This is a genomic window from Aeromonas intestinalis (assembly GCF_054052485.1).
Genome location: NZ_JBSTYK010000003.1, coordinates 14,430 through 36,016 on the forward strand (window position 1 = coordinate 14,430; position 21,587 = coordinate 36,016).

At 63.0% G+C, this 21,587-nt stretch carries 15 protein-coding genes and 3 tRNA genes; 11 read left to right on the forward strand and 7 right to left on the reverse strand.

Annotated elements, in window-relative coordinates; translation table 11 throughout:
- Positions 1-2,265, reverse strand: a complete 2,265-nt coding sequence (metE, locus tag ACW5W7_RS04370; RefSeq protein ID WP_456500886.1) for a 5-methyltetrahydropteroyltriglutamate--homocysteine S-methyltransferase — start codon at positions 2,263-2,265, stop codon at positions 1-3.
- A 214-nt stretch (positions 2,266-2,479) separates the two neighbouring features.
- Between metE and ACW5W7_RS04375 the strand changes: the two genes are divergently transcribed.
- Entirely contained in the window at positions 2,480-3,412 is a 933-nt protein-coding gene (locus ACW5W7_RS04375; RefSeq protein WP_434662591.1) for a LysR substrate-binding domain-containing protein, read from the forward strand.
- Positions 3,413-3,496: 84 nt separating this feature from the next.
- On the opposite strand, the gene ACW5W7_RS04380 is transcribed toward ACW5W7_RS04375, so the two are convergent.
- A complete protein-coding gene (locus ACW5W7_RS04380; RefSeq protein WP_456501109.1) occupies positions 3,497-4,288 on the reverse strand; it encodes a siderophore ferric iron reductase in 792 nt (263 codons plus the stop codon).
- A gap of 95 nt (positions 4,289-4,383) precedes the next feature.
- On the reverse strand, positions 4,384-6,528 hold the full coding sequence (locus tag ACW5W7_RS04385) for a TonB-dependent siderophore receptor (RefSeq protein WP_456500887.1): 2,145 nt from the start codon (positions 6,526-6,528) through the stop codon (positions 4,384-4,386).
- A 422-nt stretch (positions 6,529-6,950) separates the two neighbouring features.
- On the opposite strand from ACW5W7_RS04385, the gene ACW5W7_RS04390 reads away from it, so the two are divergent.
- Both ACW5W7_RS04390 and ACW5W7_RS04395 read left to right on the forward strand, forming a co-directional pair.
- Positions 6,951-8,471 carry a sensor domain-containing diguanylate cyclase gene (locus ACW5W7_RS04390; protein ID WP_456500888.1) on the forward strand — a complete coding sequence of 507 codons (1,521 nt, stop codon included), beginning with the start codon at positions 6,951-6,953 and terminating at the stop codon, positions 8,469-8,471.
- Complete coding sequence (locus tag ACW5W7_RS04395; protein WP_456500889.1) at positions 8,461-9,999, forward strand: EAL domain-containing protein; 1,539 nt, start codon at positions 8,461-8,463, stop codon at positions 9,997-9,999. Before ACW5W7_RS04390 ends, ACW5W7_RS04395 begins: the two co-directional genes overlap by 11 nt.
- Here the strand turns inward: ACW5W7_RS04395 and ACW5W7_RS04400 are convergent.
- Together ACW5W7_RS04400 and ACW5W7_RS04405 are read right to left on the reverse strand one after the other, a co-directional pair.
- Positions 9,996-10,913, reverse strand: coding sequence for a helix-turn-helix domain-containing protein (locus ACW5W7_RS04400; RefSeq protein ID WP_434662602.1), 918 nt, complete (start codon positions 10,911-10,913; stop codon positions 9,996-9,998). The two genes, ACW5W7_RS04395 and ACW5W7_RS04400, sit on opposite strands and share 4 nt — an antisense overlap.
- Before the next feature lie 244 nt (positions 10,914-11,157).
- Positions 11,158-12,060, reverse strand: a complete 903-nt coding sequence (locus ACW5W7_RS04405) for a LysR substrate-binding domain-containing protein (RefSeq protein ID WP_434662605.1) — start codon at positions 12,058-12,060, stop codon at positions 11,158-11,160.
- Between the two features lie 100 nt (positions 12,061-12,160).
- Here ACW5W7_RS04405 and ACW5W7_RS04410 point away from each other — a divergent pair, with 100 nt between their 5' ends.
- From ACW5W7_RS04410 to ACW5W7_RS04420, 3 genes are all read left to right on the forward strand, one after another.
- Positions 12,161-12,799, forward strand: a complete 639-nt coding sequence (locus tag ACW5W7_RS04410) for an NAD(P)H-binding protein (RefSeq protein ID WP_434662607.1) — start codon at positions 12,161-12,163, stop codon at positions 12,797-12,799.
- A gap of 404 nt (positions 12,800-13,203) precedes the next feature.
- Positions 13,204-14,247 (forward strand): 2-oxoglutarate and iron-dependent oxygenase domain-containing protein, encoded by a 1,044-nt coding sequence (locus tag ACW5W7_RS04415; protein ID WP_434662609.1) that lies wholly within the window; start codon positions 13,204-13,206, stop codon positions 14,245-14,247.
- Between the two features lie 114 nt (positions 14,248-14,361).
- Entirely contained in the window at positions 14,362-15,525 is a 1,164-nt protein-coding gene (locus ACW5W7_RS04420; RefSeq protein ID WP_456500890.1) for a trans-sulfuration enzyme family protein, read from the forward strand.
- A gap of 218 nt (positions 15,526-15,743) precedes the next feature.
- Here ACW5W7_RS04420 and folD read toward each other — a convergent pair whose 3' ends face one another.
- Positions 15,744-16,601, reverse strand: coding sequence for a bifunctional methylenetetrahydrofolate dehydrogenase/methenyltetrahydrofolate cyclohydrolase FolD (folD, locus tag ACW5W7_RS04425; RefSeq protein WP_434662613.1), 858 nt, complete (start codon positions 16,599-16,601; stop codon positions 15,744-15,746).
- A 215-nt stretch (positions 16,602-16,816) separates the two neighbouring features.
- On the opposite strand from folD, the gene ACW5W7_RS04430 reads away from it, so the two are divergent.
- The 5 genes from ACW5W7_RS04430 to katG all read left to right on the forward strand — a co-directional run bounded on the left by ACW5W7_RS04430 (position 16,817) and on the right by katG (position 19,869).
- Positions 16,817-16,893 (forward strand) — tRNA-Pro (locus ACW5W7_RS04430).
- A 35-nt stretch (positions 16,894-16,928) separates the two neighbouring features.
- Positions 16,929-17,005, forward strand: a tRNA-Arg gene (locus tag ACW5W7_RS04435).
- A 49-nt stretch (positions 17,006-17,054) separates the two neighbouring features.
- Positions 17,055-17,130 (forward strand) — tRNA-His (locus ACW5W7_RS04440).
- 42 nt (positions 17,131-17,172) lie between these two features.
- Positions 17,173-17,415 (forward strand): hypothetical protein, encoded by a 243-nt coding sequence (locus ACW5W7_RS04445; protein ID WP_456500891.1) that lies wholly within the window; start codon positions 17,173-17,175, stop codon positions 17,413-17,415.
- A gap of 291 nt (positions 17,416-17,706) precedes the next feature.
- Entirely contained in the window at positions 17,707-19,869 is a 2,163-nt protein-coding gene (gene katG / locus ACW5W7_RS04450; protein ID WP_456500892.1) for a catalase/peroxidase HPI, read from the forward strand.
- A gap of 274 nt (positions 19,870-20,143) precedes the next feature.
- Here the strand turns inward: katG and ACW5W7_RS04455 are convergent, their stop codons facing one another.
- On the reverse strand, positions 20,144-21,577 hold the full coding sequence (locus ACW5W7_RS04455) for a 6-phospho-beta-glucosidase (RefSeq protein ID WP_456500893.1): 1,434 nt from the start codon (positions 21,575-21,577) through the stop codon (positions 20,144-20,146).
- Positions 21,578-21,587 lie beyond the last annotated feature (10 nt).

The following is a 21,587-nucleotide window of genomic DNA, read 5'->3' on the forward strand; positions in this document are numbered from 1 at the left end:
TCAGGCCAGCTCGGCGCGCAGCGCCCTGGTGGCGTCCACCATCACCTTGAGGGCCGCTTCCGTCTCTTCCCAGCCGCGGGTCTTGAGGCCGCAGTCCGGGTTGACCCAGAGCCGCTCGGCCGGGATCTGCCTGGCGGCCTTGCGGATCAGATCCTCAATCCAGCCCTGGCTCGGCACGTTGGGCGAGTGAATGTCGTAGACACCCGGGCCGATTTCGTTGGGGTAGTTGAAGCGCTCGAACGCTTCGAGGAGCTGCATCTGGCTGCGGCTGGTCTCGATGGTGATGACGTCCGCATCCAGCGCCGCCACCGCCTCGATGATGAGGTTGAAGTCGCTGTAGCACATGTGGGTGTGGATCTGGGTACTGTCCACCACCGGGCTCGCACTCAGGCGGAAGGCGCGCACCGCCCAGTCCAGATAGGCCTGATGATCCTGCTTGCGAAGGGGCAGCCCCTCGCGGATGGCCGGCTCGTCGATCTGGATGATCTTGATGCCGGCAGCTTCCAGATCCGCCACCTCGTCGCGAATGGCCAGACCGATCTGCAGGGCGGACTGCTCCCGGCTCACGTCTTCGCGCGGGAAGGACCAGCAGAGAATGGTCACCGGGCCAGTCAGCATGCCCTTGACCGGCTTGTCGGTCAGGCTCTGAGCAAACTTGGTCCAGCCGAGAGTCATGGGGAGCGGGCGGTCGATATCCCGGGTGATCACCGGCGGCTTGACGCAGCGGGAGCCGTAGCTCTGTACCCAGCCGAAGCGGGTGATGGCAAAGCCGTCCAGCAGTTCCCCGAAATACTCCACCATGTCGTTGCGCTCGGCCTCGCCATGCACCAATACGTCCAGCCCGATGGCCTCCTGGCGCGCGATGGCATCCTTGATCTGGGCCTGGATCCCCGCCTCATAGGCATGGTCAGCGATGCGGCCGGCACGCCAATCCTGGCGCAGTACCCGGATCTCCGAAGTCTGCGGGAAGGAACCTATGGTGGTGGTGGGCAAGAGCGGCAGCTTGAGATCCGCACGTTGTACCTCGGCCCGTACCGGGTAGGTATTCTGGCGATCGAAGTCGCTGTTGGTGAGGCTGGCGAGCCGTGACTGCACCGCCTTCTTGTGAACCCGGCTGTCGGACTCCCGAGCGACGATGGGCTGGCTGTAAGCGACGATCTTGTCCAGATCGCCTCCATCGAGCACCTCGACCAGCAGCCCCAGCTCGTAGCACTTTTGCAGGGCGAAGGCGAACCAGCTGCGAGTCTGGGCGTCCAGCTCATGTTCCAGCGTCAAGTCTACCGGGCTGTGCAGCAGGGAGCAGGAAGAGCCCACCCAGAGCCGCTCGCCGAGCCGGGTTTTCAGGGCTTGCAGGGTCGGAACCAGCTTGCCAAGGTTGGCACGCCAGACGTTGCGGCCATTGATCACCCCGGCGGAGAGCACCCACTGGGCTGGCAGATGCGGGACCAGGGTCTCCAGCTGCTCGGGGGCGGCCACCAGATCCAGGTGCAGACCGTCCACCTTCAGGCTGGTGATGATGTCGCGCTGATGGGCCACAGAGCCGAAATAGGTGGTGAGCAGCAGCTTGCAGGGGCCCGCCAGGCGCTCATAGGCCTTGAGGTAGGCCAGACGCCACTCGTCCGGCAGATCCAGGGCCAGGGCAGGCTCGTCTATCTGCACCCATTCCACCCCCTGGGACGAGAGTTTCGCCAGGATCTCCTGATAGACGACCAGCAGGCGGTCCAGCAGATCGAGGCGGGAGAAGCCGTTCTCTTTCTCCTTGCCGAGCCAGAGGTAAGAGACGGGACCGAGCAGCACCGCCTTGACCGGCAGCCCCAGGGCCTTGGCTTCTTCTACCTCGTCAAACAGCTGGCTCCAGCCCAGTTTGAAGCGTTGATCCTGGCTGAACTCGGGAACCAGGTAGTGGTAGTTGGTGTTGAACCACTTGGTCATCTCGGCGGCGGCGGCGCTGGGGCCGGTCGGGGCGCGGCCACGGGCCACCCGGAACAGGGTGTTGAGATCCGTATCCCCATGGCGATGGCGAGCCGGCACGGCGTCCACCAGCAGGCTGGTACCGAGCACCTGATCGTACCAGGCGAAATCTCCCACCGGCAGCAGATTGACCCCGGCGGTGCGCTGGGCCTGCCAGTGACGCTCACGCAGGCTCTTGCCCACGGCGATGAGTTCTGCCTGGCTGGTCTCGCCGCGCCAGTAGGATTCGAGGGCAAATTTCAGCTCGCGCTTGGCGCCGATACGGGGGAAACCGAGAGTGTGTGCGCAGGTCATAGGTCCAATTCCTTGTGCTCGTTCATCTGATGGGAAACTGGATGATTTAGCCATCCAGATGTTTACACATCTAGAATGTCGAGATAAGGTGGCCTTGGCTATTGAATCCTCTTCAACTGGCTCTCAAGAAATCTTCAACTGACCCGACAACCGAGGTCGCGTCAGATGAGGGTGGCACGACGCCACTGCAACCCACACGACAAGGAGCCCTGCCATGGGTGTGCCCAACCCCACCAGCAATCTGAACATCGACATCAGGCACCTGAAGACCATCAGTGCGCTGGCCGAGCAGGGATCCCTGGCCGGGGCAGCCCTGAGTCTGAGCCTCACCCAGTCTGCCCTCTCCCACCAGTTGAAGGAGTTGGAGACCCGCCTCAACCTGGAGCTTTACTTGCGCAAGAGCCGCCCGCTGGTACTGACGACGGCAGGCCAGCAACTGCTGGCCCTGGCCCGCCAGGTGTTGCCTGCCATCGCCCAGACCGAGAAGCAGTTGCAGGCCCTGCACAGTGGCGACGCGGGCCGGTTGCACCTGGCGCTGGATTGCCACAGCTGCATCCAGTGGTTGCTGCCACTGTTGCCGGATTTTCGCCGCCAGTGGCCCGGTGTCGAACTGGAAGTCGAATCCGTGCCCGGCTTCGATACCATAGGCGCCCTGCTCGGCGGCCAGCTCGATCTGCTGCTCATCTCGGATGTGCACACCCGTGGGGATCTCCACTTCGAGCCGCTATTTTCCTTCGAACTCCAGCTGGTGATGGCGCCGGATAGCAGGTTATGCCAGCTCGATAGAATCACACCGGACGATCTGCTGTCAGAAGTGCTGCTGGTCTATCCGGTGGAGCGATCCCGCATGGATGTGTTCACCCGCTTTCTGCAACCTGCCGGGGTCGAACCCGCTCGCTGCAAGACGGTGGACAACACCTCCGTCATGTTGCAGATGGCCGCCGCCGGGCTCGGGGTGGCCGCCCTGCCCCGCTGGGCCAGCGAGGAGTTCGTGCGCCAGGGGCTGCTTGAGGCACGCCCCCTCGGCAGCGGCATACGTCGCCATATGTATGGTGCCGTGCGCGCCGCCGACAAGGATCAGGCCTGCCTGCAGAGCCTGTTCGAGCGCATCCGCGCCAAGATGGGGGCGGCCCAGCAGGGCCTGTAGCGCCGCGCCGCCAGCGGCATGGCCCATATAAAAAAGCCGCCCGGTCAGGGCGGCTCTCACGCATCGTCATCTACCCCGAGGCCATCAGGCCTCATCGCAGCTCGTGGCTCCCTGCCTGCGCGGACAGTTGCCGCACAGCTCGCCGTCCCGCCGCTTGTAGTGCAGGCAGCAGCGCTGGCGCACATAGGCAGGCGCCCCCTCCACCACGGGCGATGCCTGCAACGAGCGCCAGCCCGCCAGGTGATCGCTTGGCAAGCCACAGGCGGCGAGCCAGAGGGGGGCCTCCCTCGCCACTTCCTCATGCGCGACCTCACCGAAGAAGTCCGGCACCCGCACCAGGGCCGCCAGCAGATCGTCCGCCAGCAGCGGCCGAATGAAGCCGGGGCGCAGGCGCTGCACGCCCGCCAACAACTCGAACAGCTGCTGCCAGTGGGTGCGCAGGCGCTGACCTGCCGCCGCGATCAGCACCTCTCGCTCCCCTGTGATCATGGGCCCCACCGGCAAGCTGAAACCGGACACCACCCCCGCCTGATACCCCTGCCCCAGCCTGTCCAGCGCCGGCACAGTACCCGTCCGATAGACGGCCACCATGGCCAGATAGATGGACTGCCAGCAGAGCATGCCCCAGCTGCGGGTCAGCCAGTAGGCAGGGCCTGCCTCCGGGTGCGCCTGGCGCCAATGGTCGTGCAGCGCCAGGGCCAGCTCGGACGCGCTCTGGCGAGTGCCACTCGCCACCAGCAGTGGTGCCTCCCCGGCCACCGGTTCCCCCTTGAGGGAAGCGATGAGCGAGGTGGCGGCGGTGCACAGGGCATGATGATCCGCCAGATGGCGAGCTCGCGTACGGGCCGCCAGGCTGCCAAGGCGCCCCGTGTCCATGGGCACGGCATCCAGTCCGAACACTGGCGTGGCGCCGGGTTCGCGGGCAGGCGACCCGGGGTGGGATAAGCCCGGCCGCTGGCCGGGACGCAGGGTTAGAATGCGTATTTGAGTCTCGCCTCCACGTTACGCTCGGCCCCGAACCAGCAGTTGTTCTGGTCGTAGCAGGAGTAGTAGGTCTTGTTGAACAGGTTGCTGGCGCTCAAGGATGCCTGAACCCCTTTCAGACTCTGGCTGAGTTCGGCCAGATCGTAGGAGGCGGACATGTCCATCAGCAGGTAATCCGGCACCGTATCGGTATTGGCGGCGTCGAGCTCGGCCTCCCCCACATAGCGCAGGCCGGCACCGACGCGCATCCCCTGCAAGCTGCCGCCCGCCTGGTAGTTGCTCCAGAGGGATGCCATCTGCTTGGGCACCCAGACCGGGGTCTTGCCCTGCAGATCCGTGGTGTCGCGGGTGATCTCCATGTCCTGACGGGTATAGCTCAGCGCCAGATCCAGGTTGCTGGTGATGTCCACCCGCCCTTCCAGCTCTATCCCCTTGGAGACGATTTCGCCGGTCTGCAGCTTGGGCCCATAGATGTTGTCCGGATCCGTCACCAGGGCGTTCTCCTTGGTGATGTGGAAGGCGGCGACGGTGAAGGTCTTGCTCATGTCATCCGACAGATATTTGAGCCCCCCCTCCCACTGCTGACCGGTGGAGGGATCGAACGCCTTGCCGTTCTTGTCCGCCCCCGGCACCGGTTCGAAGCTCTCGGCATAGCTCACGTAAGGGGAGAAGCCGTAGTCCAGCTCATAGAGGGCGCCAAGACGGAAGGAGAGATTGTCCTGATCGATCGTCGCCAAAGACTGGCTGGCCGACCCCTGATAGAGGGTGTGGCTGTCGGTGTCCATCCGGTAGCTGTCGTAGCGGGCACCACCGATGGCTACCAGCCTGTTCAGACGTACCTGATCCTGCAGATAGACGCCGGTCTGGGACTGGCGGATGGTCTTGTTGTCCTGATAGGGGAAGCGCAGGGCATCGGGCACTATCTGGTTGTGATCCGGGTTGAAGATGTCGATGCTGGGGGCCGAATAATCCAGGGTGTCTTCATAACGCACCCGTGCATCCAGATATTGATAATCGACCCCGAGCAGCAGGTTGTGCTGGGCCGCCCCCGTCATCACCTTGCCCGCCAGCTGGTTGTCGATGACAAAGCCGCGGGAATCCTCGTCCGTCAAATAGGCGTTGCGGGCAACGGTGCGGTTGTCTGCCGCCAGGGCGGCGTTGTAGGTGTTGTGCTGATAGGCCGAGGCATCCATGTAGCGGGCATTCTGCAGCACCTGCCAGCTGTCGTTGAAGGCATGGCTCAGCTTGTAACCGACCAGGGTCACGTCCCGGTTGTACTCGTTCCAGTTCTCGTCGCCGAGGAAGGTATCGCTGCCAAGCTGCCCCAGGGGATTGGATTTGACCGAACCGCTCGCCGGCACCGTGGTATAGATGCCGGCTTCCGGATCCTTCTGGTAGTAGAGGTTCAGGTTCAGCAGGGTACGCTCGCCGAGCTGCCAGTCCAGGGAGGGGGCGAAGACGTAGCGCTCCTCTTCGGAGGTCACCGCCTGGCCGTCCTTCTGACGGGCCAGCCCCACCACCCGATAGGCAAATTGCTCATTGATGGCGCCAGTGCTGTCAAAGCTCATCTCTTTCAGGGCACCGGTGCCGGTGGCCACGCTCACGCTGTGTTTGGCTTCCCGCTGGGGGCGCTTGGCGATGAGGTTGACCATGCCGCCGGGCGGCATGCTGCCGTAGAGCACGGAAGTCGGCCCCTTGAACACCTCCAGCTGCTCGATGGCGACCGGGTCAATCTGGGGTTGCAGGTTCCACTCGTTGTATTGCAACAACAGGCCGTCATAGAAGTTCTGGTAGTTGTCAAAGCCGCGGATGTTGAACAGATCCAACCGGTTGACGGCGCCGCCACGCAGCTCGGTGTTGACCCCGGGCACGTAGCGCAGGGCCTCGCTCACCGAGCTGACGCCGCGCTGATCCAGGGTCTCGCTATCCACCACCGAGATAGCCTGCGGCGTCTCGATGGGGTCGAGCTGGGTCTTGGTCGCGGTGTTGCGATAGGTCTGGCCGAGCACGGTCAGGGTCTCGTTGACCGCACTCTCCCGGGCATCCTGGGGAGTGGCGGCCAGCACTGAGCCTGCCAGCAGGGCGGAAATGGTCGCGGCGACCACGGTCAATGGGGGGTGAACAAGTTGCATCTGATCCTCGACTGCCAACTGCATGTGAATAGTAACAAATCTCATTTGCATTTTATTGTTCTATTTTGCCCCTGAATTAACAATTTGGGGCATGTTGGCGGGAAAATCGTGAGAAAGGCGTCTATTCGGTGCCATTTGACCGCGTGTTGCGGGTAGATGAGCGAGCGGCCAACGACCGCCACGGGGCGAAATCATTTATATGGCAAAACCACACAAAACCAGTGTGAATAATTACCATTTATGAATTGCTTAGAGAGAAATGTTGCCTAGTTGAAGGTTTGCGACATCAAAAATAGAGTTATGACTCTTTTTTCATCAACTCGCTTGATCCGGGTCAAGCGCTACTAATAGAGAGAACGATAGACTCCCCTCCCCCAAGAACAGCCCTATTTGAGACAATATAAGGCCTCCAGACAGCGCCCATGAACAACATCATCAACAAAGATCTGCACTGCAACACCCAGCTCAATGTCTCCTTTGGCGTGATCATGCTGACCCTCACCATCGGCATGGCGACCGTCAGTTACATCATTCAGCGCGCGGCCGAGCAGCAGTATCACGGGATGGCGGCCATGTTCGTCCACAACATGGCGACCCAGTTCATCGAGCAGCAGTTCAAGCCGCTGGAATACACCCTCAACGAGACCAGCAACTTCATCGATGAACCGAGGCTGGCGGCCTTCCTCAATGAAGAGCAATCCCCATTGCGCACCGTGCTGATACAAACGTTGTCCATCAATCCCAACATCTCGAGCATCGTGGCCTCCGACCTGCAGGGGCACTTCAATACCGTTCCCTTCCTGGCGGTCGCAGCCGATTTCGATGCCACCACGCGCCCCTGGTTCCGATCCTCCACCTCCCGCAGCCTGTTCATCAATTACAGCGATCACTACACCAATGCGCAGACGGGACAGCAGACCGTCTCCTTCTCCCAGCTCATCGTCAGCCAGGATGGCTATCCCCTCGGCACCCTGGCCATGGATCTGAACCTCGAGCATCTGAGCTACCCGCTGCGCCAGTTGAAGAGCCCGCTCAGGGGAGAGTTCTACGTGGTGGACAGGGCCGGTGACATCCTGCTCCATTCGGATGTGAGCAACCTGTTTCGCCACAGCATCGATCCCATCCTCATCGGCAAGATGACCAATGGGGAAGATCATCTCCATGACAGGCAAAGCCGGACCCACTTTTACTACTACTCCTTCTCCAACCCGGACTGGTTTGTGATCTATGCCGTCAGCGATGACGATTTCAACGACGCCAGCCGGGCCGATGCCGATCTGCTGCTGATCGCCATTCCGGTCTGCCTGCTGATCTGCCTGCTCTGCTGGGGCTCCCTGCGCAACTCCATCAACAAGATGCTGATCCAGATCGTCGCCATGATGCGGGTCGGGCGCCTCGAACTGGACAAACCCGACCATCTGCTGCGCCAAGAGATCCAGCATGGTCACGAGCAGATGCAGGAGGCCGTGACCGCCTCCACCACGGATGGCCTCACCGGCCTGTTCAACCGCCGCAGCTTCGATCAGGATCTGGCGGCCTGGGTCGGCAGCGGCCAACCCTTCTTCCTCGGCATGATTGACCTGGACAACTTCAAGGCCATCAACGACCAGCGAGGCCACCCCATGGGAGATATCGTGCTCCAGACCGTGGCACAGGTGGGGATGCAGCAGGCTGGCAGCCGGGCCAACCTCTATCGCTATGGGGGCGAGGAGCTCGCCATCATAGTGCCGGGCAATGACAAAGAGGCCGCCTACGCCCTGCTGGAGCGCTGGCGCCAGCAGATAGAGGTACGCCAGTGGCGTGAGACCGATATGGTGGTGACCTTCTCCGCCGGCCTCGGCCAGTGGCGACAGGAGTCCTCCTCACAACTGATCGAGAAGGTTGATCAGGCCCTTTATGACGCCAAACACAGTGGCAAGAATCGGATACATTATGCCGACTGAGACTCTGGCGCAGCGGCTGCGCCTCGCCTGCCTGCTCAGCCTGGGTCTGCTTGTCGCGCTGACCATGCTCAACCTGATGCAGGCCGCCACCGGCCTTCGCAAGGATAACGAGCGCAGCCTGCGCCATGTCGAGGCCATGATCGACGCGGCCATCGATGACAGCCAGCAGCTGATCGAGGAGGCACGTCCCCTGGTCGGCAAAGCCTGCAAGGAGAACGTCCTGGCGCTGCGGGATCTCATCATCGCCTCCCCCTACGTCAGGGCACTCTATGTGCTGGAGGGCAGCCGCCTGATCTGCACCACCCTGCACCGGCCCCTGCAGGAGCAGAATCTGCCTCATTACCTGTTTGGCAATCAGACGCTGATCCTCGCCAGCCACAGCCCCATCACCAACCAGACCGCCATCCTCTATCGCAAACAGATCGGTGGCCGCACCCTGCTGGCCGAGCTGGACGGCTTTCATATCTTCGGGGCCCTGCAAGCCGTGAAGGGAGAGGACAACCTCTTCTTCATCCTGGGAGAGCGCGCTCTCGACGGTCATGGTCGTCCCCAGAGCGCCGCCCCCTTGCTAGAAGAGCAGGGCAAACTGCTCTCCACCTCCCTCGATGGGCATCCCTATCGGCTGGTGGCCCTCAACGGCTACTCGCAGATCCTGGCCTTCGCCTGGGATTACAACCGCGACACCCTGCTCGCCACCCCGGTGCTGGCCCTGCTGCTGGGGCTGCTCACCTTCTACCTGAGCGGTCGCGGCGGTTCACCGCGCCGCGAGCTGGCCAGGGCCCTGGCGGCGCGCGAGTTCATCCCCTATCTGCAACCCGTGATGGACCGCGATGGCAAGCTGTGCGGCTGCGAGGTACTGATGCGCTGGCACCACCCCGAGCAGGGGATGATAGCCCCCAACCACTTCATCCCCCTGGCGGAAGAGTGCGGCTACATAGTGCCCATGACCCGCCAGATGATGGAGCAGGTTCTCGACCACCTGCGCACGGTGGCAGACCGCCTGCCCCCCGGTTTTCACGTGGCGCTCAATGTGTGCGCCCAGCATTTCAGGAGTCAGGAGATAGTGAGTGAATGCCACGCCTTCCTGGACGCCCTGGCGGGGCACGACATCCGGCTGGTGCTCGAACTCACCGAGCGGGAGATGCTGGAGTGCGATGCCCAGACCCTGGCCATCTTCGACGCCCTCGACGACATGGGGGTGCTGGTGGCCATCGACGATTTTGGCACCGGCCACTCCAGCCTCTCCTACTTGCAGACATTTCACGTGGACATCATCAAGATCGACCGCAGCTTCATCAAGGGGATCCAGGAAGAGGGTCCCTCTCGGCTCATCGTCGAGAACATCCTGGATCTGGCCCATCGGATGGAGGTGGCACTGGTGGCCGAAGGGGTGGAGACCCGGGATCAGGTCGAGATGGTGCGCCACTACGGCATCGACTACCAGCAGGGCTTCTTCTTCGCCAAGCCCCTGCCCCCCAGTGACTTCAGCCAGCGCTTTCTCCCCTGTCACCAGGGGCCGCAAGCCTAGTCCTCGCAGGGGGCGATGGGGAGCCAGTACTCCATGCGGGCATCGTGCTGCTGGCCGTCGAAGCCCGGGCCGTAGGACTCCAGTTCATAGCCATCCAGCCCCCGATACCCCGAGCCCGGCAGCCAGTGCAGGATGAACCAGTTGAGGGTGCCGGCCAGCTCGTCGATGGGGCCCACGTGAGTGAGCACGGCATACGCCTGGGGCGGGACCCGCAGCCGTGCCAGACCGGGTGGCAACGTAGCCTCCTCCTCCACGGCGACCCCGGCCCAATAGGGCAGCGCCGCCTCGTTGGCAAGGGAGACATCCACCACCCCCAGCAACTCGCAGTCCCCTGTCGGCATGCCCCACGCCCGAAAAGCGCCCCAGATGGCGGGCACCCGCTGCTGAAAGTCGGGCGCCTCGGCAAAGAGTCCGCGGATCTCCCCCCTCACCCCCTGCAGCAGGAAGCCCGGCCGGCTCTCCACCCGTACCTGCATCAGCCTGGGTGCCCGTGCCTGCGGCGTCTGGGCCCGGACCAGCGGCATGAAGAGTCCCAGCCTCAGCCCTCGCTTGCGATAAGCGACGGGGGAGCAGCCAAACTGCTGCTTGAAGGCGCGGCTGAAGCTCACCTCCGAGCCAAAACCATGGCAGAGCGCCAGATCCAGCACCCGCTGCCGCGTCGAGAGCAACGCCTCGGCGGCCTGGCTCAACCTCAGCTCTCGCACATATTGCGCCACCGTGAAGCCGGTTTCATGCAGGAACACCCGCTGCAACTGCCAGCGGGACCAGCAGCTCTGCAGGGCCAGCTGCTCCAGGGAGAGGGGCTCCGCCAGATGGTGGTGGATATAGTCGAGTACCCGCTCGATGCGGGTGAACTGGGCGCGGGTGGCGGGGCTCGGCGCAAGGGCCGTGGGCAGATCGGACGGGGTCATCATGGTGTGCGTTGCAAACAGAAGGCGGCCATGCCGGGGTGGGGACATTAAACATGGCCGCCCAGCCAGGGGCAAGCACTCCCTGCCCGGATCCGGCCTCGCCGACCCGGGGCCGATGGCCGGACGCGACGGTCGGAACACTCCACGGCAGTGCAAACATTCACATTGAATAAAAATGAAAGATCAATAATTCACAAAAACAATAAAAGACAGATAAAACGACCGCAAAACCATCATCAAGCAACGCTTATCGCTGATAAAGATTTCCCACGCCGTCGGCGAAATAGCGGCGCAGGGCCTCGATCACCCGCCGCACCTTCTCCGGGATCTCCCGCTGGGGAGTGATGGCGTGGATCTCCATGGGGGCCACCCGATAATCCGGCAGCAAGGCGAGCAACTGACCCGCCGCGAGATCCTCGGCGATCTCCCCCTCCGGCTGCAGGGAGATCCCCTGCCCCGCCAACGTGAACTGGCGCAGGGGCAACACGTTGTTGCACTGCACCCTGGGCTTGGGTTTGACCCTGTAAGCCTGCCCCTTCTCATCGAAGAAGGCCAGGGCGCCCCCCAGCAGATCCGAGGCCAGCCACTCATGATCCAGCAGATCCACCGGACTGCGGGGAGTCCCCTTGCGCGCCAGATAGGCCGGGGCGGCGCACAAGATCATCCGGGTCTGTCCCAGCCTGCGCGCCACCAGGGTGGAATCGGGCGGAGTGCCGACCCGCAGCGCCACATCGATGCGCTCGGCAATGAGATCCCGCTTGCCATCGTCGGCGATTAACTGGATGCACAGACCGGGATGGGCCTGCAGCAGCGGCGAGAGCGCCCGCGCGAGGGGTTGCCCGGCCATGCCCACAGGGGCGGTGATCCGCACCTCGCCGAGCAGGCTGTCACGCACCTCGGCAAGGCGCAACTCGGTCTGGTTGAGGGTCTGCTGCAGGGACTGGCACCCCTGCCACACCACCTCTCCCGCCTCCGTCAGATTGAGTCTGCGGGTGGAGCGATGGAGCAGGGTCAGGCCGAGCAGGGCTTCCAGCTGGCTGATGTGCTGACTGACGGCGGAGGGGGTCATGCCGAGGACCTTGGCGGCCCCCGTCATGGTGCCCGCCTCCACCACGGCAGCGAAGATGGCGTAGCGCCTGAGTTGATCCATTATTAAATCCAGCTTACAAGTGATTGCAGTTTATAGTGGATTATTAAATCACATTCGGGGGCGTAGGATGAGCTCATTCCAACAGTGAAGGAGAATCCCCATGAAAATTGCCCTGATCGGTGCCAGTGGTTTTGTCGGTGCAGCCATCCTCGATGAGGCCGTGCGCCGTGGTCACCAGGTGACCGCCATCGTGCGCAACGTGAGCAAGATAGCCCCCCACCCCCTGGTGCGCGCCGTCGCGGTGGATGCCCAGGATCCCGTGGCTCTGGCCGCCGCCCTCGAGGGGCAGGATCGGGTGATCAGCGCCTACAACCCGGGCTGGGACGTGCCGGACATCCATGAGCAGTATCTCAAGGGGGCCAGCGCCATCGTCACGGCCGCCAAGGCGGCCAAGCGCTGGCTGCTGGTAGTCGGCGGCGCCGGCAGCCTGGAGATCGCTCCCGGCGTGCAACTGGTGGATACCCCGGACTTCCCGGCTGCCTGGAAGCAGGGGGCCCTGGCCGCTCGCGACGGCCTCACGGCGCTGCGTGAAGAAAGCACCCTCGACTGGCGTTTCGTCTCCCCCCCCGTGTTCCTCGAACCCGGCGAGAAGCGCGGCGGCTACCGGCTCGGTGGTGATCAGGTGCTGTTTAGCGGCGACAAGCCCGCCGGGATCACCGTCGGCGATCTGGCCGACGGGGTATTGAACGAGGCGGAGCAACCCGCCCACCTGCGCCAGCGCTTCACCCTGGGCTACTGATCTTCCCATCCCCTTGACGCTCCGTCAGAGGGTAGCTAAAAACACCATGAAAACGAGGGAGGCTTATGCCTCCCTCGTATTTTTTATCCTAAAGCAGCAGATTTCGCTGCCTGCCTCGCCCCTGTCGGCCAAAGCGTCCGGTACCAGCCTCACCGATGAGCAAAGCCGTGCCACGCCTGGCCTCGAAGCCGTTAAAGCCATCCACTCCGAATATAAAACGAATTCCATTTCGAATTTTGTATATAACTAAGAATAATTCGTTGTTTTGCCGTTATAACTCCGAACCTTAGTATCCCCTCAAGCCCCTGGCTACCCGCCTCATCCTGGCCACCAGGCCAGCGGCGGCAGCCACCTCGTCATTGGAACGCGGGAGCGCCCGTATGCGAGCATCTGAGGAGAGACACATGGAACACACGTCATTGCCCATCATCGATCTCGCCGCCCTGAGCGGTGCCCCCGACAGCCGTCGCCAGATGTTGGCAAGGCTCGGCCAGGCGGCGCGAGAGGTGGGCTTCTTCTATCTGATTGGCCACGATCTGAGCCCGGAGCAGCAGCGGGAGATGCTGGCGCTGGCGGCCCGCTTCTTCGCCCTGCCTGAGCAGGAAAAACGGGCGGTGCAGATGGTGCACTCCCCCCATTTTCGCGGTTACAACCAGGTGGGCGCCGAGCTCACCCGCGCCCGGCCGGATCTGCGGGAGCAGTTCGACATCATGGGGGAAGAGGCGGCGCTCCCGGCGGCAGAGATCCATCAGCCCTGGCAGCGGCTCATCGGTCCCAACCAGTGGCCGGCGGCCCTGCCCGAGATGCAGGAGGCGCTGCTGGCCTGGCAGGCGCGACTCACCGGCATCACGCTCACCCTGCTCGATGCCTTCGCCGAGGCACTGGCCCAGCCACCGGGCGTCTTCGATGAGAGCATTCGCGGCACCCCCTATCAGCACATGAAGCTCATCCACTACCCGGGACAGGTCGCGGGTGGCAGTGGGCAAGGGGTCGGCGCCCACAAGGATCCGGGCTACCTGACCCTGGTGATACAGGACGATCACTCCGGCCTCGAAGTGGAGACGGCCAGCGGCTGGATCTCCGCCCCGCCCCTGCCGGGCGCTCTGGTGGTCAACATCGGCGAGCTGCTGGAGCTCGCCTCCAACGGCTACTTGAAAGCAACCTTGCACCGGGTGAAGAGCCCGCCCCCCGGCGTCTCGCGCCTCTCTCTCGCCTTCTTCATGGCGGCGAGGCTGGACGCCAGGGTGCCGCTGCTGACCCTCTCACCCGAGCAGGCGGCCGAGGCGCAGGGGCCCGAGAGCGATCCCGCCAATCCGCTCTTCTATGAGGTGGGCGAAAACGTGCTCAAGGGACGACTGCGCTCCCACCCGGACGTGGCGGCCCGCCACTATGGCGTCACCCAAGCGGCCCGACGGGACACAGCCAGCGCCCTGCCCGAGCCCGTATGAACAGACAGGGGATGGCCCAATGCCATCCCGTTTTCGGGAAGGAACGCCCTTCCCCAGCCACAATAAACAGATCAAGCAGATGGCCAGCCAGCCTGGCAATGACGGAGAAAAACAATGAAATTCAAGACCATGAGCGTGCACAGCGGCCAGCGTATCGATCCCCAGACCGGCGCCCTCACCACCCCGCTCTACCAGAGCAGCACCTTCAGCTACGTCAATGCCCAGGCGGGCAAGGAGCGCTTCGCCGGCCAGGCGCCGGGCTTTATCTACAGCCGCTTTGGCAACCCCACCACGGCAGAGCTGGAGCTGAAACTCGCGGCGCTGGAGGGGGCAGACGAAGCCTTGGTGGTGGCGAGCGGCATGGCGGCAGTGAGCGCCATCATGTATGCCCTGGCGGACAGCGGCGATGAAGTGGCCTATATCGGCCCCCTCTATGGCGGTACCGATGCCTTCTTGAAGCAGACCTTCAGCCGCGCCGGCATCCGGGTCACCGCCTACGACAGCGATCAGGATCTGCTGGCCAACATCAGCCCCGCCACCAAGGTGGTGCTGTTCGAGACGCTGACCAACCCCACCCTCAAGGTGGTGGATCCCCGCATCGTGGTGGAGGCGGCCCGCAAGGTGGGAGCCATCACGGTGTGTGACAACACCTTCCTCACCCCCTATCTGCTGCGTCCGCTGGAGCTTGGCATCGACATCGTGATGCACAGCGGCACCAAGTACCTGGGCGGCCACGGCGACATCATCGCCGGGGTGGTGGCGGGCTCTCACGCCCTGATGAAGTCCATCCGCACCGTGGCCCTCAAGCACATCGGCTCCCCCATCGGGCCGCAGGAGGCCTATCTGCTGCAGCGCGGGGTCAAGACCTTGCCCCTGCGCATGGACGCCCATCTGCACAACGCCCAGAAAGTGGCCGACTTCCTCGCCGCCCACCCGGCGGTGAAGACGGTGATCTACCCGGGGCTTGCCAGTCACCCGGGCCACGATGCCCTCGGCGCCTTCGCCAGCGGCTTTGGCGGCATGGTGAGCATCGAGCTGGAGGGGGGCTTTGAGCGCTGCGCCACTCTGCTCGACAACCTGCAACTGTTCGTGCAGGCGGTGAGCCTCGGGGATCTCGAGAGCCTGGCCTGCCACCCGGCCAGCACCACCCATGCCGCCATGGACGAGGCGAGCCGCCTCGCCGCCGGGGTGAACGACGATCTCATCCGCTTCAGCATCGGGGTGGAGGATGCGGACGACCTCATCGCCGATCTGGCGGCGGCCCTGGCGCTGATCTGAGGCCGCGCTGACGCGGCCCCTGCCCGCCTCATCGCAGGGCAGCCTCGCCGGGACACGCAAAAGCAAAGAGGGAAGGCATCGCCTTCCCTCTTTTCATGCTGCATGCAAACGCTGTTGCGATGGAAAACACCATCAAACCCGCGCCGACAGCCAACTATATCGCCCTGGCGGCGCCGAGTAGCAGCCTCTGCTTGTCGGCGTTATCCTCGCCGCCCCTCTCAGGCGTCGTGGTACTCCTGGCAGGCGATCAGGGTGTTCTCCATCAGGCTGGCCACCGTCATGGGGCCGACGCCCCCCGGCACCGGCGTGATGAAGGCCGCGTGGCTGCGGGCCGTCTCGAACTCCACGTCCCCCACCAGGGAGCCGTCCGCCAGACGGTTGATGCCCACATCGATCACCAGGGCGCCGGGTTTGACCCACTCACCCGGGATGAAGTTCGGCTTGCCCACCGCCACCACCAGCAGGTCGGCGCGGCGCACCTGGGTCTCCAGATCCTGGGTGAAGCGGTGACAGGTGGTGGTGGTACAACCCGCCAGCAGCAGCTCCAGCATCATGGGACGACCGACGATGTTGGAGGCGCCGACCACCACCGCATGCAGGCCGTGGGTCTTGATCCCGGTGGTTTCAATCAGGGTCATGATCCCCTTGGGGGTGCAGGGGCGCAGCGCCGGAATCCGCTGGGCCAGGCGTCCGATGTTGTAGGGATGGAAGCCATCCACGTCCTTGTCGGGGCGGATCCGCTCCAGCACCTGGGTCGCGTCGCAATGAGCCGGCAGGGGCAATTGCACCAGGATGCCGTCCACCTCGGGATCGGCATTGAGCCGGTCGATCAGGGCCAGCAGCTCTTCCTGGCTCGCACTGGCATCCAAGTCGTAGGAGCGGGAGACGAAACCCACCTCTTCACAGGCGCGACGCTTGCTGCCGACATAGACCTGGGACGCCGGATCCATTCCCACCAGAACCACCGCCAGCCCGGGAGCACGCTTTCCCTGGGCCAGGCGCTGCTGGACTTGTTTGGCGACCTGGCTGCGAATCGTTTGCGCAACCTGTTTTCCATCAATGATTTTGGCAGACATCGGTTCTCACTCATCCTGTGTTCAACTGTGCGCATTGTCGCATTTTTTTGGCGCGGGTGTTAGCGGCTCTCGCAGGGCGGGCAATAAGTAGGCACTTGAATTTACTGGCGGAAAAAGTCGTTGACGCTGTGTTTGCCGCTTGGGTATGATGCCCGCCCGTTGCCCAGTGGTGCCGTGCTCGGTATGCTGGATAGACGGTGCAAGCAGTAACATCTCGGTGATTAGCGCAGCCCGGTAGCGCATCTGGTTTGGGACCAGAGGGTCAAAGGTTCGAATCCTTTATCACCGACCAGGTTCATCGTGGAGGTCCACACTCCGCGATACAAAGCGCCCTTAGCTCAGTCGGATAGAGCAACGGCCTTCTAAGCCGTGGGTCGCAGGTTCGAATCCTGCAGGGCGCGCCATTAATTCGATGACTCTTTGCAGCATCGGATTTAAGGGCAGATTTCAGTGGTGGCTGTAGCTCAGTTGGTAGAGTCCCGGATTGTGATTCCGGTTGTCGTGGGTTCGAGCCCCATCAGCCACCCCATTATTCCCCGATGCGCCTTGTGCCATCGGTTGACGCCACAAGATGGCGTACAGCAAACCGGCCCAGTGCCGGTTTTTTGTTGCCTTTTTTCTTCCTCTCTCCTTTCAACAGCCATCACTCCCGCTTTTCACGCCCGCCCAGCCGACCCATTTGACCAACATCCTGCTGGATGCGGGTCGGGATCACAAAAATGATCGCAGGCCAGATCCCTCACTAAATTTCTCTTCCTACAATGACTTGGCGCAACTTCTGGCATCGGATGCCGTGATACTGATTAAAAAGTAAATAAAGTTCACCCTGCGCCCCATACTGACTGCGGTCGGTGCCACGGCCCGACCCGCACCGGATGTCGCAGGGGATGCTATCGTCATTGGATTGTTAAATTAGATGAGCACAATCCATTCTTTCACGCCCCAGGTGGCGCATCATTAGACAAACGAATGAAATAAAAATCGTTATTGAGAGCAGACCCACAGCAATACGACGAGCAATGTCAAACAGGCTGACCGAGCAACATGGAACTGTCTTCCATGCTCACCGGATACGCGTTGTCAGCCATAGCAAGGAGAGATCGAGATGAGTGAAGAAAGCAAGTGCCCCTTCAACCACACCGCCGGCGTCGGCAGAACCAACCGTGACTGGTGGCCGAATCAGCTGAGGCTGGATCTGTTGCACCAGCACTCCCCCAGCTCAGATCCCATGGACAAGGACTTCGACTACGCCAAGGCATTTGCGAGTCTTGACTACAAGGCGCTCAAGCGCGATCTGGTCCAGCTGATGACCGACTCCCAGGAGTGGTGGCCGGCAGACTTCGGCCACTACGGGCCCCAGTTCATCCGCATGGCCTGGCACGCCGCCGGTACCTATCGCACCACGGATGGTCGTGGCGGTGGTGGCCGCGGTCAGCAACGCTTCGCCCCCCTCAACAGCTGGCCGGACAACGTCAACATCGACAAGTCCCGCCGCCTGCTCTGGCCCATCAAGCAAAAATACGGCAACAAGATCTCCTGGGCCGATCTGCTGATCCTCGCCGGCAACGTCGCGCTGGAATCCATGGGGTTCCGCACCTTCGGGTTCGGCGCCGGGCGACCGGATGTCTGGGAGCCGGATCAGGACGTCAACTGGGGTGACGAGATCGCCTGGCTCGGGGTCGACCCGGATCGGGTCAAGGGGGATCGCGAGCTCACGGCCCCCTTCGGCGCCACCCACATGGGCCTGATCTACGTCAACCCGGAGGGACCGAACGCCAGCGGCGACTACCTGGAAGCCGCCAAGGACATCCGCTCCACCTTCGGTCGCATGGCCATGAATGACGAGGAGACCGTCGCCCTCATCGCCGGCGGTCACACCTTCGGCAAGACTCACGGCGCCGCGCCGGAATCCCACAAGGGCCCGGAACCGGAAGCCGCACCGCTCGAAGCCCAGGGCCTCGGCTGGATCAGCGACTATGGCAGCGGTCACGGCAAGGATACCGTCTCGAGCGGCCTCGAAGTGACCTGGACCAAGACCCCGGCCCTTTGGAGCAACAACTTCTTCGAGAACCTGTTCAAGTACGAGTGGGAACTGACCAAGTCCCCGGCTGGTGCCAAGCAGTGGATAGCCAAAGATGCCCCGGAGATCATTCCGGACGCCCACATCCCCGGCAAGTTCCACAAGCCGACCATGCTGACCACCGACCTGACCCTGAGGTTTGACCCGGAGTTTGGCAAGATCTCCCGCCACTTCTACGAGGATCCGCAAGCCTTCGCCGATGCCTTCGCCCGCGCCTGGTTCAAGCTGACCCACCGCGACATGGGCCCGGTGGCCCGTTACCTGGGGCCGGAAGTGCCGAAAGAGACGCTGATCTGGCAAGATCCCATCCCGGCGGTCGATCACCCCCTGGTCGGAGACAAGGACGTGGCCGCCCTCAAGGAGAAGATCCAGGCCTCCTCCCTCTCGGTCTCTGAACTGGTTTCCACCGCCTGGGCGGCCGCCTCCAGCTTCCGTGGTTCCGACAAGCGCGGTGGTGCCAACGGTGCCCGCATCCGTCTCGCCCCGCAAAAGGATTGGGCCGTCAACCAGCCCGCTCAACTGGCCAAGGTGCTCAAAGCGCTGGAAGCCATCCAGGCCGAGTTCAACAAGGGTGACAAGAAGGTCTCCCTCGCGGATCTCATCGTGCTGGCGGGCAACGTCGGCGTCGAGCAGGCCGCGAAGAAGGCGGGGGTCGCCGTGACCGTGCCCTTCGCACCGGGCCGGATGGATGCCTCCCAGGCCCAGACCGACGTCGATTCCTTCGCGGTGCTCGAACCCCTCGCCGATGGCTTCCGCAACTACGGCGGTCAGTGCGCCGCCTTCGCGGAGACCATGCTGATCGACAGGGCGCAACTGCTCACCCTGAGCGCCCCGGAGATGACGGTGCTGGTCGGTGGCATGCGGGTGCTCGGCACCAATGTCGGTGGACAGCACGGGGTGCTGACCACGAGCCCCGGCACCCTCTCCAACGACTTCTTCGTCAACCTGCTCGACATGGGCACGGAGTGGAAGCCGGCGGCGGACAAGGGAACCTACACCGGGCAGGATCGCAAGAGCGGCAAGACCCGGTGGACGGGCACCCGGGTCGATCTGGTGTTCGGCTCCAACTCCCAGTTGCGGGCCATTGCCGAGGTGTACGCCAGCGCGGATGCCAAGGAGAAGTTCGTCAACGACTTCGTGGCCGCCTGGACCAAGGTGATGAACCTGGATCGCTTCGACCTCGCCTAAGTCATCCATGACAACAGTCCCGCCCCGGTCACCGGGAGCGGGGCTTTTTTATACCGCCTCTTTAGTGATCCCGGCCCGCCCTCTCCTCATGCAGCAACCTCGCTCTCTATTCGCCCTTCGCGGCAATGGTCACCCCCAGCGCCTGACTGCGCAATATTTGTCAGTTTTTCATGCTGCAAACCAATAAAAAACCACCATCATCTCGCCAGGAGAGGATGGTGGTCGGTGAAAACAGGCGGTTTTATTCAATCAAGCAGCATGGACGACTGCCTGGTCACAGGATCTCGCCGTTGCTGGCGATGACCCGGCGATACCAGTCGAAACTGCGTTTTTTGCTACGGGCAAAGCTGCCGCTGCCGTCATCGTTCTTATCCACGTGGATAAAGCCGTAGCGCTTGCTGTACTCCCCCGTGGTGAAGGAGACGCAGTCCAGGCATCCCCAGGGGGTGTAACCCATGACGTCCACCCCGTCCTCGATGATGGCGAGCTTCATCTGCTCGATATGGGCGCGCAAGTAAGCGATGCGATAGTCGTCGTTGATCTCCCCGCTCGCCTCCTTCTGATCCCGCGCGCCGAAACCATTCTCGACGATGAAGAGCGGTTTTTCGTAGCGGCCATAGAGCAGGTTCAGGGTGTAGCGCAGCCCCACGGGGTCGATTTGCCAGCCCCACTCGGACGCCTGCACATGGGGATTCGGCACGCTGCCCGCAAACCCGGACAGGGCCGTGCCCGTGCCGGCGCCATCGGCCTTCACCGCATTGCTCATGTAGTAGCTGAGCCCGATGTAGTCGGCGCAGCCCGCCCGCAGTGTCTCCTCGTCGCCCGGCTCCATGACAATCTGGTAGCCCTTGCGCAGCCACTCCTTGCGGATATAGGCGGGGTAATGACCGCGCACGTGCACGTCCCCGAACAGGAAGCGCTCGCGCATGGCGATTTCCGCATACATCACATCGTCCGGGTGGCAGGAGTAGGGATAGAGCGGCACCATGGCCAGCATGCAGCCAATCTGCAACTCGGGGTTGATGGCATGGCCCAGGCTGACCACTTTGGCGCTCGCCACGAACTGGTGGTGCAGCACCTGATACATGCACTCCTCCGGGTTCGGCTCCTGGTTGTAGATGACCCCGGAGCAGCAGTAGCCGAACAGGGGCACCTGCCAGTTGCGCTGGTTGTTGATCTCGTTGAAGGTCATCCAGTATTTGACCTTGTGCTGGTAGCGGCGAATGACCACCTCACTGAAGCGCACGAAGAAATCCACCAGCTTGCGGCTCTTCCAGCCCCCGTACTCGGTCACCAGATGATTGGGCATCTCGAAGTGGGAGAGCGTGATGACGGGCTCGATGCCGTGGCGCAGCAGCTCGTCGAACAGGTCGTCGTAGAAGCGCAGCCCCGCCTCGTTCGGCTCGGCCTCATCCCCCAGCGGGAAGATCCGTGACCAGGCGATGGAGGTACGAAAACACTTGAAGCCCATCTCGGCAAAGAGCGCGATGTCATCCTTGTAGTGGTGATAGAAATCCACCGCTTCGTGATTGGCGTAACGATAACCCTCCTCGACTCGGTCGGTGATGATGCGCTCCACGCCGTGGGCACCGCTGGTGAGTACATCGACGATGCTCATCCCCTTGCCGCCCTGATCCCAGCCCCCTTCCACCTGGTGGGCAGCGACCGCCCCCCCCCACAGAAACTCTTTTGGCAATGTGTTCTTCATGACTTGTCGC

Bases quoted from the DNA above. Each gene is read 5' to 3' on its own strand.
- folD (WP_434662613.1), bottom strand. From the start codon at position 16,601: ATGTCTGCCAAAATCATTGATGGAAAACAGGTTGCGCAAACGATTCGC.
- ACW5W7_RS04445 (WP_456500891.1), top strand. From the start codon at position 17,173: ATGGCGTACAGCAAACCGGCCCAGTGCCGGTTTTTTGTTGCCTTTTTT.
- ACW5W7_RS04385 (WP_456500887.1), bottom strand. From the start codon at position 6,528: ATGCAACTTGTTCACCCCCCATTGACCGTGGTCGCCGCGACCATTTCC.
- ACW5W7_RS04400 (WP_434662602.1), bottom strand. From the start codon at position 10,913: ATGATGACCCCGTCCGATCTGCCCACGGCCCTTGCGCCGAGCCCCGCC.
- ACW5W7_RS04420 (WP_456500890.1), top strand. From the start codon at position 14,362: ATGAAATTCAAGACCATGAGCGTGCACAGCGGCCAGCGTATCGATCCC.
- ACW5W7_RS04380 (WP_456501109.1), bottom strand. From the start codon at position 4,288: ATGGACACGGGGCGCCTTGGCAGCCTGGCGGCCCGTACGCGAGCTCGC.
- ACW5W7_RS04415 (WP_434662609.1), top strand. From the start codon at position 13,204: ATGGAACACACGTCATTGCCCATCATCGATCTCGCCGCCCTGAGCGGT.
- katG (WP_456500892.1), top strand. From the start codon at position 17,707: ATGAGTGAAGAAAGCAAGTGCCCCTTCAACCACACCGCCGGCGTCGGC.
- metE (WP_456500886.1), bottom strand. From the start codon at position 2,265: ATGACCTGCGCACACACTCTCGGTTTCCCCCGTATCGGCGCCAAGCGC.
- ACW5W7_RS04455 (WP_456500893.1), bottom strand. From the start codon at position 21,577: ATGAAGAACACATTGCCAAAAGAGTTTCTGTGGGGGGGGGCGGTCGCT.
- ACW5W7_RS04390 (WP_456500888.1), top strand. From the start codon at position 6,951: ATGAACAACATCATCAACAAAGATCTGCACTGCAACACCCAGCTCAAT.
- ACW5W7_RS04410 (WP_434662607.1), top strand. From the start codon at position 12,161: ATGAAAATTGCCCTGATCGGTGCCAGTGGTTTTGTCGGTGCAGCCATC.
- ACW5W7_RS04405 (WP_434662605.1), bottom strand. From the start codon at position 12,060: ATGGATCAACTCAGGCGCTACGCCATCTTCGCTGCCGTGGTGGAGGCG.
- ACW5W7_RS04375 (WP_434662591.1), top strand. From the start codon at position 2,480: ATGGGTGTGCCCAACCCCACCAGCAATCTGAACATCGACATCAGGCAC.
- ACW5W7_RS04395 (WP_456500889.1), top strand. From the start codon at position 8,461: ATGCCGACTGAGACTCTGGCGCAGCGGCTGCGCCTCGCCTGCCTGCTC.